We start from the raw sequence: 11,291 nt of genomic DNA on the forward strand, positions 1-11,291 counted from the left end.
TCGTATGATCACCTTTCGTTCTGAAGACGTTGAATCAAGCTGTGCAGAGCCGTCTTGGCCGCTCGCAAGCGGATCTGCGTGCGATCCCCATGCTTCCAGCGGTGTTGATTGACCGTCGTCCCGTCCGGGCCTGCAACGGCGATGTAGACCAGACCGACCGGCTTCTCATCCGTGCCGCCACCCGGTCCTGCGATCCCCGTCACCGATATCGCCCAATCGGTTCCTGCCGCCTGGCGCGCTCCGTCCGCCATCTGTACAGCGCACTCGGCAGAGACCGCACCATGCGCGCTCAGCACCGCTTCTTCCACACCTAAGACACTCCGCTTCACGCTGTTGTGGTAGGTCACCAAACTGCCGTAAAAGAAATCGGAGCAACCTGACAGATCGGTGATCATCTTGCCGATCAAGCCGCCTGTGCAGCTTTCAGCAGCTGCGAGCGTCTGCCCCTGCGCGCGAAGCAGTTGGCCAACTTTTACTTCGAGCGACTCGTCATCGATGCCGTAGATGTACGGGCCGATGCGGTCGCGAATCGACTTCTCGATCGGCACGATCAACGCTTGCGCCTCCTGCTCGGAGGCGGCGCTCGCTGTCAGGCGAATCTTCACTTCCCCTTCCGATGCGTACGGCGCTACCGTCGGATTGCTCTGCGTGCGGATGATGTCAGCGATCCGCTCTTCCATCGCCGACTCGCCGATGCCAAACAGGCGTAAAAATCGCGAAGCGAAGACGACTTCATTCGCCCCCTGCAGTCGCTTTAAGATCGTCTGCACCTGCTCCTCATACATCGGGCGCATCTCTGTCGGCGGCCCGGGCAGCAGGAAGAGGTGTAACCCGTCATGCTCCAGATACATGCCAGGAGCGGTTCCTCGCGGGTTGTGCAGCACTGCTGCCCCCTCGATCACCATCGCCTGCTGCTTGTTGTTCTCCGGCATCTCAAGTCCACGATATGTATAAAAGCTTCGAATATATTCGACGATCTCGTCTGAAGTTCTCAAGCTTCTGCCAACAAACGAAGCGACCGCCTCTCGCGTCAGATCATCTTCTGTCGGACCCAGCCCACCGGTCAAAATCACCACGTTCGCTCCGCGGTCTTTCGCCGTTTGCAAAGCTGCCGTCGCTCGGTCGAAGTTGTCGCCGACCACCGTGTGGTGGTAGACGCCGACCCCGATCTCCGCCAGTCGTTGCGACAGATACTGAGCGTTGGTGTTGGCGATCTGCCCCATCAGCAGCTCGGTGCCGACCGCGAGTATCTCTGCTCTCATATCGTCTCAGTCCTTCCTCATGGAATTGACAAAGAAAACAAGTAGCCAAGGGAAAGATCCTCTCGGCTACCAGCAACACAACCTCATTCTTGAATCGCCTGCTTGTTTTTTACAAAGTAGTCGATACCCGACCAGACGGTGACGATGACCATCGCATAGACCATCCACTGATCAAAGGGGAAATCGAGCGTGGAGAAGGGAAAATTGTTGAGAATCAAGGCGACGATTGCGACGATCTGCAAGGTCGTCTTCCACTTTGCCAGCTTGGATGCTGCGATGACCGTGCCGTTCGCAGCGGCGACGAGGCGAAGGCCAGTCACCGCAAACTCGCGGGAGATGATGAGAATCGCCACCCATGCGTCCAGTCGAACCAGCTCGACCAGCGAGATCAGCACGGCAGACACGAGCAGCTTATCTGCCAAGGGATCGAGAAACTTTCCAAAATCGGTCACCATCTTGCGGCTGCGAGCGATGTAGCCGTCCAGCCCGTCGGTCACCGCCGCGATGATGAAGATCAGCGCGGCGATCAGGTCGGACCAGCTCGCCTGATGACCGAACAGCGTAAACTTTCCCAGATCAAGGCGTACCAAGAGGAAAAACATGACGATCGGTACTAATGAAATCCTGACTAATGTAATGCGGTTAGCCAGATTGAATTTCAATCAGACCGCCTCCCCCGAGAGGTCGAAATCATAAGCGTGAGTGATGCGAACTTGGATCATATCGCCGACCGACGCATCGCTGTTCGCCACAAAGACGAGACCATCAATATCCTTCGCATCGTATTGCGTGCGCCCCACGCGAATCGTTTCGTCTTCTTCATCATATTTCTCAACCAGCACATCGAGCACTCGACCTACGTGGCGAGCCTGGCGCTCTGCCGCCACTTCGCGACACACTTCCATCAGGATGTTCGAGCGGCGTTCCTTCACTTCGTCGGGGACTTGCTGACCAAATTCTGCGGAAGGGGTACCCTCCTCAGGCGAATAGGTAAAGACGCCCACATGATCGAATGCGAGCTCGCGAACAAAGCTGCAGAGGTTATCAAAATCTTCATCCGTCTCGCCGGGGAACCCGACGATAAACGAGGTGCGAAGCGCAACGTTCGGCACGCGATCGCGAATCTTTTGTACCAGCTTCTTGACGCCGGCCTGATGTCCCGGGCGCTGCATCGCCTTCAGAATGTGATTTTCCGAATGCTGCAGCGGCATGTCGATATACTTCGCCACCTTGCCGAAGCGCGCCATCGCATCGATCACATCATCGGTGAAGAATCCTGGGTAGGCGTAATGCAGGCGAATCCATTGCAAGCCTTCCACCGCATCGAGCGCTCCGAGCAGATCGGCCAGACGGCGCTGCTTGTAGATGTCGATGCCATAGTCGGTCGAATCCTGCGCGATCAAAACGATCTCTTTGACACCCTGTGCGACCAACTGCTCCGCCTCGCTGACGATCGACTCGATCGGCCGCGAGCGAAACTTGCCGCGCATCTTCGGAATGATGCAGAACGTGCAGGAATGGTTGCACCCTTCCGCGATCTTGATATAGGCAGAGGAACCGCCCGTCGTATGCACGCGCGGGGTCGATTCATCATAAAGGTAGATCGGATTCTCCGCGGAAAAATAGCGCGGACGATTGCCGGTCTGCGACTCTTCGATCAATTCGTCGATGCGAATCAGATCCTGAGTCCCGACGATGCCGTCGATCTCAGGAATTTCGGTCATCAGCTCATCCTGATAGCGCTGTGCCATGCAACCTGCTACCAACACAGACTTTACATGGGCCGTCTCTTTTAACTGAGCCATGGTCAAAATCGTCTCGACCGACTCCGCCTTCGCATTGTCGATAAAGCCGCAGGTGTTGACCACGACCACGTCTGCCTGCTCAGGAGAATCGACGATCTGATACTCCTTGCCTTTGACAATGCCCATCATAACTTCCGAATCTACGAGATTTTTTTCACAACCAAGCGTCACAAAATGCACTTTTTGTACTGTTTTTTCGGTCACGTTGCCTATCCTCCAAAGCCTAAGCGAAGCTTGGCATTCTGCCATAAGTATAAACGAAGGGACAAATGGTGTCAAAATGATAGGAAGAAGACTCCGCCCTTGTGCGGAGTCTTCCAAATCGGCGCTACCAACGGTTAGCGGTAATTGGTAAATTGCAGATCGAGCGGTATATCAGACCCTTTGAGCAGCTGAATGACCGCCTGCAGGTCGTCGCGGCTCTTGCCGGAGACGCGAACCGCATCCCCTTGCACAGACGCTTGTACCTTGATCTTGGAGTCCTTGATCAGCTTCACGACCTTCTTCGCGTTGTCCTGATCGATCCCCTGCTTGATCTTCACCGTTTGGCGAACGGTCGCCGCTGCTGCCGGCTCCACCTTGCCGTAGTCGAGCGATTTCAGGGAGATGCCGCGCTTGATCACCTTGCTCTCCAAAATGTCGACGACGCTTCTCAGCTTCCCCTCATCGTCAGAGGCGAGCAGAATCTCCTCCCCCTTCAGCTCGATCGAGCTTTTGCTTCCTTTAAAATCAAAGCGGGAGGTCATCTCCTTGTTCGCTTGGTTGACCGCGTTGTCCATCTCTTGCAAGTCCACTTTTGACACCACGTCAAAAGATGCATCTTTCGCCATATGTAAGTACCTCCTGTCACGAGCTTGATTCCGTTACAAGTATAACACAAAAGTTCACACGCGGGCGGAAAGAGCTCCCAGACAAAAATCGACTTCCCGCTTTTAAATTCGAGAAGTCGATGGTAGAATAGGTACATTCGCTAAAGGAACACACGTTCGTTTCGGTTCACAGGGAGAAACAGCGTTGGTCACTCGCCGCCAGAACTACGATTTCAGGTTGAACAGGTACGTATAGCCGCGCAAGAACGGCTCGATCTGCACCGCCTGGTCGTTGATCTTGATCGTGATAAACTTCGACTTCCCCGTCAAGAGCGAGATCGATTGGTTCGCTTTCCAAGTGCGCGTTTCGCCCGCTTTGACGATGCCCGATTCCAATACTTTTCCGTCCGCTTTCACTTCGAGCCAGCAATCGGAAGTGGTGGCGAGCACCATCGTCATCGAATCGGTGCCGGTCACTTGATAGGTCGTCTGATTGGCCGCCTTTTGCGCCTCCTGCACAGCAGTCGTCTGCTTCGGCGGTTCAGGCTCAGGGTCGGGAGCAGGCGTTGGCGTCTCCACCTGTTGCGGCTTCTCGACCGACTGCGTCTCTGCCGGGTCTTTGCTAACCCCTTTTTCCTCCAGGTTCACCAAGACGGCATACACGGCCGCAGCGACCACGAGGATGCCGACCACCATCGCCACCTGCGGCAACAGGCGGGTGTTGAACGAACCGACCTTGCCGATGTTTCGATCCTTCCGCTTGACGCGCACAGGTTCCACCTGCTCGTCATCTTTGTCGACCGCCAGACCGTATTGTTCGAGCATCGCTTGGCCATCGACCCCGAGGTAGTCGCAGTAGCTTTTGATAAAGCCGCGCGCATAGACGATGCCAGGCATCACCGACAGCTCGCCAGCTTCGATCGCTTCCAGATAGCGGGTGCGGATTTTGGTCGCCTGTTGGATCTGTTCCAACGTATATCCTTTTTGCTCACGAATTCTTTTGAGCTCAGCTCCGAGTTCCTGCACGTTGATACCTCCTTCGAGTCTTTGCTGCCTTCTTCCTTAACTGATATCGAAGGATGAAAATCCGGTCTGAATCATTTGGTAGGTGATCTCTTCGTCCGGAGAGTTCCGAAGCTCGATGATCCGATCAAAATGTTCCCAACCAAATTCTGTCTCCCGAACAAAGATATCAGGGTGTTCGATCACCTTAGGGGCTGGCAAGCGCATAATTTCCCGGACGAGCGAGTGGTGCTGCTCGTTCGAGCGAAGCGTGGAGACGATCCCGTCGATCAGGTAGACCATGTTGTCTGTCGCCCGCTCATCCTCTTCCAGCCGATAGCGAATCGTCTGGCGGAGCAACGTGGAGGAGACGAACGACCAGCGCTTGTTCGCATACACGCTCGCCGCTACGATCGATTCCGTTTTTCCCACGCGCGGCATTCCCCTGATCCCGATCACTTGATTTCCTTCTTTTTTTAGTAATTCCCCCAAAAAATCCACAAGAATTCCAAGTTGATCCCTGGTAAATTTATACGTCTTGACGTTCTCGGTCGATTCGCGATGGATAAACATGCCGTGACGCAAGGCGAGGCGATCGATCAACGTCGGTTGACGGAGCGCGGTGACGGTGATGTTCTCCACTTTGCGCAACATCGAGCGCAGGGCGGAGATCTTTTGGCGGTCGTCCGTCTGCAGGAGAAAGCCGCGATTTTTGTCCTCAACTCCATTGACCGTCATGATGTTGATCGAAAGCATCCCGAGCAGAGAGGCGATGTCCCCGAGCAAACCAGGTCTGTCCCTATGGATGTGATATTCCAAATACCAATCCTCCAACACCGTTCATCCCCTTTGGCGATCAGTTCGAGCGGTTCGACTACCGCCCCACGCTTACATAATCATCAGGCTTGATCGAGCCTGTGCGAATTCGCTCCTCGATCAGTTCGAGCAACACGCCGATCTGCCGGTCGGGAAACAGAGCGGGCGCGGTGACCTTGTAGGTCTGCTTTCCCGTGAGCGCGACCTTCTGTTGACCTGACCACTTGCCAGATGCGAGCAGTTCGGCCTCTTGGCGGAGGGCAGCCTCATACAGCGATGCTGGCTGGGCCCCTACCCGCTCCTGCAGCGGCACGTTCGCCCTGCTCTCGTCGGTGCGAATGATCACCTGATTTTTTTGCTTGAGCTTTTCCCAAGCTTTGTCGGACGGAAGGTCGAGCAACACGATAGCCAGTCCGCTCAGAGCGGGCTTGCCCTGCTCTGAGCCGTTCTGACCGACGCGACCTGCCGTCTCCCCCTCAGGTTCCTTCTGCGTAAGCGCTGCCATCTGAAGCTGCAGCGGCACGTCCTTACGACCAGCGTAATGCATTCCGGCAACGAGCATCTTCCAGTCCTCGTCATCCGCTTTGCGCAGCTCGTTCACCAACACGGTAAACGGCTCTTTTGAAGCGCGATTCGCTTCTGCCGCCAGATAGCCCGCCAAAAAGAGCATCTTCTTACGGTCATGCACGAGATGGCGGACATTGCTCAGCTTGGGCTCTGAAGAATCGCCGAGCACAGAAAAGCGAAGCTCCGGATGCTTTTGCGCTAACTCGTCAAAGGACGGCACTTTGCTCTCAAACAGCATGAGATCAAGTCCGGTGCGCTCCGCAAGCGCTGTCAGGTCGAGATCTTCTGCTGGGTAAACCACTTCAGCAGACAGCCCGCGCTGACTCGCCACCTCGGCGACCAAGCGCTCCGCTTCCTGCTTTTCTGCTTCGCTCGTCGCAGATGAGACAACAGAGAGTGACCATTTCATAGAACTTGGTTCCATATCTTCGAACGATGGTTTATGACAACCGCTGACGAACACAGCGAGCAAACTGCCGAGCAATAAAAACTTGTGAATCTTTCCTTTCAACATGAGAACGCTCCTGCCTGTAAATTGCCTGAGATGCGAAAAAAAGGGACTCTCTGCTAGTATAGCACAGAGTAGGAGCTGGTTTCGAGCATGTCTGATCGCTTTGTGAATTTTTCCAGACGTATCCTGATCGGATGGCGGGCAAGCTGAAGAATGTCTAGCTCACAAAAGGAGGTGGCTTATGAACTCGACAGAAGCCACAAGGCATCTGCTGCCACCCAGCTCCAAATGGCTGCTTTCGATCAACACCCTTTTTGCGGGAGCCAGCGCCCTCTCCAACACATTTTTAAACGTCTACCTGTGGAAATTCCTGCAGGATGTCGAACAGATCGCCACCTACAACTTTTGCATCTTCTTCTTCACCGCCATCGGCTACGCGACAGCCGGATGGATCGCCAAAAAGAGCGACCGCTTGTACACGTTGCGTGCCAGCGTCGCCATCCTCGCCCTGTTCTACATCCTGATGATCTCGCTCGGCGCAAAAGCGGTGAACATGTACGCGTTGCTCGGCGCTTTGCAAGGGGTGGGAACCGGCTTCTTTTGGCTGTCGTACAACGTGCTGGTCTTCGAGGTGACTGAGCCGGAAACGCGAGATGCGTACAACGGGGCGAACGGATTTCTGTTCGCGATCGCGACGATGGCAGCCCCGCTGCTCGCTGGGCGCATCCTCTCAACGCTGCCACAGCGAGGGTACACGATCATCTTTGCCGTCTCCGGCGCCCTGTTTCTCACCGCCGTCCTGTTCACCTGGCGACTTCGGCGAAATGCGAGTCCGCCCTCTTACGATTTGTACTCCGGTTTCTCACCAAAAGAACATCGAAATCTGTGGCGAAAGATGTTATCGATGTCGTTTTCCATGGGATTTCGCGAAGGGACGCTCGCTTTCTTGCCCTTTTTGCTCGTCTTCTTGGTGACACAAAATGAATTGACCGCCTCACGCTACCTCCTCTTCACGGCGGGAGGCTCGTTGGTCGCCTACTACATCGTCAAGCGATTTTTGACCAACTCCAGGCGGATGTTCTTCGTGACCACCGCAGCGATCATGCTTGGGCTATCGGTGGTGTTGCTCCTATTTGAAGTGAACAAATTCTCCCTGTTTGTCTTCGGGATCGCCAATTCATTGTTCACACCGTTGCTCGTCATCCCCTACTCCTGTCTCACCTATGATGTGATGGGGAAGTTGCCAGAGGCAGCTCACCGCAAAGTCGAATATATTGTAATTCGGGAAACGGTGGTCAACTCTGGCCGTTGCCTTTCCATCCTGGCGATGATCATGCTCCAAGAGTTGGTCTCCGCAACGCTTGCCTTGCAATTGACCTTCCTGATGGTCGGGCTGTCTCCCCTCGTCGCCCTGTTCTTTTTCCGCAGGACGGAGACATCGTTTCAAACTCGCTTTTCCTCACCGCTGCGCGGATCGGGTTGAAACTTCGCCATTCGAAGTTTCAACCTTACTTTTTCTTGCGCGCAAATACCATCACCAAGCCAAATGTGAGAATTCCCACAAGCACAAACGCTAAGGCCATAAAAAAATCCATGCGACTTCCCCCTCTGTTTCAATCCTCTCATTGTACCAAAAAAACACTTCAGGAACGGAAGCGCCTGAAGATCGATCTTGATCGCAATCTTTTTCTGATGTTGAATATCTATAGAGTAATGACTCTACGGGAAAAAGAAAAGGGGGAGATGACAGTTGGCACAAGAATTTCATCGAACGGAGTACACTTCCGACCAAGCACTCTTTCAACTAGATTTCTATTTAAAAGTTCTCAATCTTCCCTTTTCGCTCAAGGACCTCTACCGAAAAGCGTATGAAAAGCGGCTTGGCCCGCACTACAGCGACGATTGGCTGGACGACCTCGAACACGACCCTGACGTGCAGGAGGCGATGAGCGAGCCGTTCACCACCAAGACGATCATCGAGACGCTGATGAAGAACGGTCACGAATCGATCGTGCGGGCTCTGTTGCGGGAAACAAGAATGCTCGGCATCACCTTTACGCACGCCTATATCGTCGGGATGGAAAAATGGAAATAAAGAACCGCCTTCTTTGCGAGGAGAAGGCGGTTCTTCATTCGATCAGCGTCTTTTCTTCCGTCTGTAGCTCATCAGATAATACAGCAGTCCGACAGCCGCGATGATCGTCAGTACCCAAATCCAATTGGCTGTGAACCAAAGTGAGGGTGGCATCTTCGTTTCACTCCTTTCCAGCGTGGTGGAGGATGTCCCATTTTCCGGCGCTATTCCAGATGTTTAGACAGCTCTTCCACAAAGCTTTTGAGAATCTCTTCTGTGCCAGGACCAAAGTCGGCATCGAGCTGCTCGTACTCCTTTAGGTCATTTTGCAAGACGTCGACGATCCGCTTGACATCATCGACAGGTAGCTCATAAAGATTGATCATTTTAAAGCTATCGGAGCGCACCGCCCAACACCTCCTCAAAACAACTTCCTTTACCTCTAGGATGACCGAAAAAAAGGAAACCATCCCATGCATAAGAGCAAGGATGGCAAGGAAAGGTATTGGATACAAGGAGGTGATACGATGGCACGCAATTCGAATCAAGTGCTGGTCAACGGTGCAGATCGCGCACTTGAGCGCATGAAATACGAGATTGCTACCGAGTTTGGCGTAAACCTCGGCGGCGACACTCCTTCGCGTCTGAACGGTTCGGTCGGCGGTGAGATGACGAAGCGCCTCGTCGCATTTGCTGAACAGTCCCTCTCTGGGCACCGCTAGCTTTTCCAGCCCATACATAGGGATGACAGCAGAAAAGCGACCTCATCCACTGAGGTCGCTTTCATCATTCTTAGCCTCTTCTCATCCGATAGCTCCGCCACGACCCTTACGGAATCGCCTCACAATCGCGGAAGCTCTCCCACACGTACACGAAACCTTCACAGCCGCTCTCCGCATCTTGCACCCATACCCGCTCGTACAGGTTGTCCGGATGATGAGGCCCGAAATACTCCTCCAGCTCATCCAATCTGGCGAGCCCCGCTTCTGTCACAGTGAACCATTCTCCGGCGATTCGCTCGCCGATCGGGTCGAGAACGAGTGCCGGATATCGGCCGGCGTCAGCATCGCACAGCCTGCCGCATACATGACCAGGTTGGACATGTAAAAGATGTGGGCTCACAATATGGTGGTTGCTCTCGCCGACGAGCAGCGTGCCGTAGACGAAAACTTTATGCGTGCGCTTGTGGTCCATCATCTGCCCAGTTCCGGCCAGATATCTCCGACCTTCAGCCCCAGCAACTTGGCGAGCTTCTGCGCGATGTGCGGCTTCGGCAGATGCTGATTTTGCAGCAAGAACTCAAGCGCAAGCGTAGAGACGCCCGTCTCTTCCGAAACTTTTTGCAAGTTTAAATTCTTCTCTTTCAACAGTTGCTCAAACGTTTGCTTTCCGTTCATCGTTTGGAATCTCCTTCAAGCTCTCAAAACTCGATCTATTGTATCACACTTCCAACACTTTTTCGATGAACAGGTCGGTGTGTTTCTGAAGGTCAAGATAGTCTTCCTCTGTCCGCAACAGCGGTCGGGTCGGACGATCTTGCGGGATCAACACCACTTTGCCCGATACTCCGTTGTTGAGCTCCACGATGTTTCCGACGAAGAAGCTTGCCATCCGCTGAACGAACACGCGCACGATCAGCGGATCGAGCGCTCCGTACGAGCTGCTTTCCAGTTCGTCCAGCACCCGATAATAGGAGGCGGCGTCGCGATAAACCCGCCGCGAGGTCATCGCGCTAAACACATCGGCAACCGATACGATGCGAGAATACAGATCGATCTCCGCCTGCTCTAAGCCGCGTGGATAGCCGCTCCCGTCCAGACGCTCATGGTGATTGAGCGCCGTTTGCGCCACCGTCTCCTTCACGCCCGAATTGCGGAGCAGCTTGTAACCGTATTTCGTATGCTTCTTGATATGCTCATACTCTTCTGGGCTCAGACGACCTGGCTTTTGCAGCACGTCCTGCCTGACCTGGCTCTTCCCGATATCATGCAAGGTGCCGGCCAGCAGCAGATCGTCGCACTCCTCTTTCGACAGCGAAAGCCATTCGCCGATCTTCATGCTCAGCAGTCCAACGCCCAGCGAATGTTGAAACGTGTACTCATCAAGAGTGCGAAGATTTCGAATTAACTTCAGAAAGTTCGTCTCTTCCTGACAGGCGTCCAAAAAGCGGCTCAACACTTCTGGCGCAAGTGAAATATCTAACTGTTTGGCAACCGATGCTTGGGCGAACAGGTCCTCGACAAACAGAGCTGCCACCTCGTACGTCTCTCCGATCGCCTCGCTGATCAAAGGCGGCACGAAAGGCTCCTTTTCCCGAACCCACACTTCACTGATGCCCAACTGCTTGAGTCGATTTAACTGCGGAGTTGTAAGTGCCGTTCCGCGCGGCAAGACCAGATGTCCCCGCTCGTTCAAGATGTCGCGGGCCAAGACAAGCTCACTCTGCCACTCTGTTGTCTGCAAGATGCGCTCGTTTGTCGACATTCCTGCTTCACCCCCAGGTCC

Annotated in this window: 14 protein-coding genes; 3 read left to right on the forward strand and 11 right to left on the reverse strand. The window is 54.2% G+C overall.

Features of this window, described 5'->3' with window-relative positions; all coding sequences use genetic code 11:
* Nucleotides 1-8: 8 nt before the first annotated feature.
* From ACFSOY_RS14945 to ACFSOY_RS14975, 7 genes are all read right to left on the reverse strand, one after another.
* The gene (locus ACFSOY_RS14945) at nt 9-1,262 is read right to left on the reverse strand and encodes a competence/damage-inducible protein A (protein ID WP_386047928.1); all 1,254 of its coding nucleotides are present in this window, start codon (nt 1,260-1,262) and stop codon (nt 9-11) included.
* A gap of 83 nt (nt 1,263-1,345) precedes the next feature.
* Nucleotides 1,346-1,924 carry a CDP-diacylglycerol--glycerol-3-phosphate 3-phosphatidyltransferase gene (gene pgsA / locus ACFSOY_RS14950; RefSeq protein WP_386047930.1) on the reverse strand — a complete coding sequence of 193 codons (579 nt, stop codon included), beginning with the start codon at nt 1,922-1,924 and terminating at the stop codon, nt 1,346-1,348.
* Nucleotides 1,925-3,271, reverse strand: a complete 1,347-nt coding sequence (rimO, locus tag ACFSOY_RS14955; protein ID WP_386047932.1) for a 30S ribosomal protein S12 methylthiotransferase RimO — start codon at nt 3,269-3,271, stop codon at nt 1,925-1,927. It lies immediately after the preceding gene.
* Between the two features lie 134 nt (nt 3,272-3,405).
* Nucleotides 3,406-3,897, reverse strand: a complete 492-nt coding sequence (locus tag ACFSOY_RS14960; RefSeq protein ID WP_386047933.1) for a YajQ family cyclic di-GMP-binding protein — start codon at nt 3,895-3,897, stop codon at nt 3,406-3,408.
* Between the two features lie 204 nt (nt 3,898-4,101).
* On the reverse strand, nt 4,102-4,902 hold the full coding sequence (locus ACFSOY_RS14965; RefSeq protein ID WP_386047935.1) for a helix-turn-helix domain-containing protein: 801 nt from the start codon (nt 4,900-4,902) through the stop codon (nt 4,102-4,104).
* 36 nt (nt 4,903-4,938) lie between these two features.
* Nucleotides 4,939-5,712 carry a DUF3388 domain-containing protein gene (locus ACFSOY_RS14970; protein ID WP_386048357.1) on the reverse strand — a complete coding sequence of 258 codons (774 nt, stop codon included), beginning with the start codon at nt 5,710-5,712 and terminating at the stop codon, nt 4,939-4,941.
* Between the two features lie 40 nt (nt 5,713-5,752).
* On the reverse strand, nt 5,753-6,775 hold the full coding sequence (locus ACFSOY_RS14975; RefSeq protein WP_386047937.1) for a type 1 periplasmic-binding domain-containing protein: 1,023 nt from the start codon (nt 6,773-6,775) through the stop codon (nt 5,753-5,755).
* Between the two features lie 178 nt (nt 6,776-6,953).
* On the opposite strand from ACFSOY_RS14975, the gene ACFSOY_RS14980 reads away from it, so the two are divergent.
* Both ACFSOY_RS14980 and ACFSOY_RS14985 read left to right on the forward strand, forming a co-directional pair.
* Nucleotides 6,954-8,195, forward strand: a complete 1,242-nt coding sequence (locus tag ACFSOY_RS14980; RefSeq protein ID WP_386047939.1) for an MFS transporter — start codon at nt 6,954-6,956, stop codon at nt 8,193-8,195.
* A gap of 267 nt (nt 8,196-8,462) precedes the next feature.
* Entirely contained in the window at nt 8,463-8,807 is a 345-nt protein-coding gene (locus tag ACFSOY_RS14985) for a hypothetical protein (RefSeq protein WP_386047941.1), read from the forward strand.
* 203 nt (nt 8,808-9,010) lie between these two features.
* Here ACFSOY_RS14985 and ACFSOY_RS14990 read toward each other — a convergent pair whose 3' ends face one another.
* Complete coding sequence (locus tag ACFSOY_RS14990; protein ID WP_386047943.1) at nt 9,011-9,193, reverse strand: hypothetical protein; 183 nt, start codon at nt 9,191-9,193, stop codon at nt 9,011-9,013.
* Between the two features lie 120 nt (nt 9,194-9,313).
* On the opposite strand from ACFSOY_RS14990, the gene ACFSOY_RS14995 reads away from it, so the two are divergent.
* Nucleotides 9,314-9,508 (forward strand): small, acid-soluble spore protein, alpha/beta type, encoded by a 195-nt coding sequence (locus ACFSOY_RS14995; protein WP_386047945.1) that lies wholly within the window; start codon nt 9,314-9,316, stop codon nt 9,506-9,508.
* A 106-nt stretch (nt 9,509-9,614) separates the two neighbouring features.
* On the opposite strand, the gene ACFSOY_RS15000 is transcribed toward ACFSOY_RS14995, so the two are convergent.
* The 3 genes from ACFSOY_RS15000 to ACFSOY_RS15010 are packed head-to-tail and all read right to left on the reverse strand — an operon-like array spanning nt 9,615 to nt 11,270.
* A complete protein-coding gene (locus ACFSOY_RS15000) occupies nt 9,615-9,983 on the reverse strand; it encodes a gamma-glutamylcyclotransferase family protein (protein WP_386047947.1) in 369 nt (122 codons plus the stop codon).
* Nucleotides 9,980-10,183 (reverse strand): helix-turn-helix domain-containing protein, encoded by a 204-nt coding sequence (locus ACFSOY_RS15005; protein WP_386047949.1) that lies wholly within the window; start codon nt 10,181-10,183, stop codon nt 9,980-9,982. Before ACFSOY_RS15005 ends, ACFSOY_RS15000 begins: the two co-directional genes overlap by 4 nt.
* A gap of 43 nt (nt 10,184-10,226) precedes the next feature.
* The gene (locus ACFSOY_RS15010) at nt 10,227-11,270 is read right to left on the reverse strand and encodes an HD-GYP domain-containing protein (protein WP_386047951.1); all 1,044 of its coding nucleotides are present in this window, start codon (nt 11,268-11,270) and stop codon (nt 10,227-10,229) included.
* Nucleotides 11,271-11,291: the final 21 nt, after the last annotated feature.

Origin of the sequence: Tumebacillus lipolyticus (genome assembly GCF_042682745.1) — a bacterium.
Lineage (GTDB): Bacteria > Bacillota > Bacilli > Tumebacillales > Tumebacillaceae > Tumebacillus_A > Tumebacillus_A lipolyticus.

Coding starts and splice junctions, on each gene's coding strand:
- ACFSOY_RS15000 (WP_386047947.1), bottom strand. CDS start 9,983: ATGATGGACCACAAGCGCACGCATAAAGTTTTCGTCTACGGCACGCTG.
- ACFSOY_RS15010 (WP_386047951.1), bottom strand. CDS start 11,270: ATGTCGACAAACGAGCGCATCTTGCAGACAACAGAGTGGCAGAGTGAG.
- ACFSOY_RS14995 (WP_386047945.1), top strand. CDS start 9,314: ATGGCACGCAATTCGAATCAAGTGCTGGTCAACGGTGCAGATCGCGCA.
- ACFSOY_RS14960 (WP_386047933.1), bottom strand. CDS start 3,897: ATGGCGAAAGATGCATCTTTTGACGTGGTGTCAAAAGTGGACTTGCAA.
- ACFSOY_RS15005 (WP_386047949.1), bottom strand. CDS start 10,183: ATGAACGGAAAGCAAACGTTTGAGCAACTGTTGAAAGAGAAGAATTTA.
- ACFSOY_RS14945 (WP_386047928.1), bottom strand. CDS start 1,262: ATGAGAGCAGAGATACTCGCGGTCGGCACCGAGCTGCTGATGGGGCAG.
- ACFSOY_RS14980 (WP_386047939.1), top strand. CDS start 6,954: ATGAACTCGACAGAAGCCACAAGGCATCTGCTGCCACCCAGCTCCAAA.
- ACFSOY_RS14975 (WP_386047937.1), bottom strand. CDS start 6,775: ATGTTGAAAGGAAAGATTCACAAGTTTTTATTGCTCGGCAGTTTGCTC.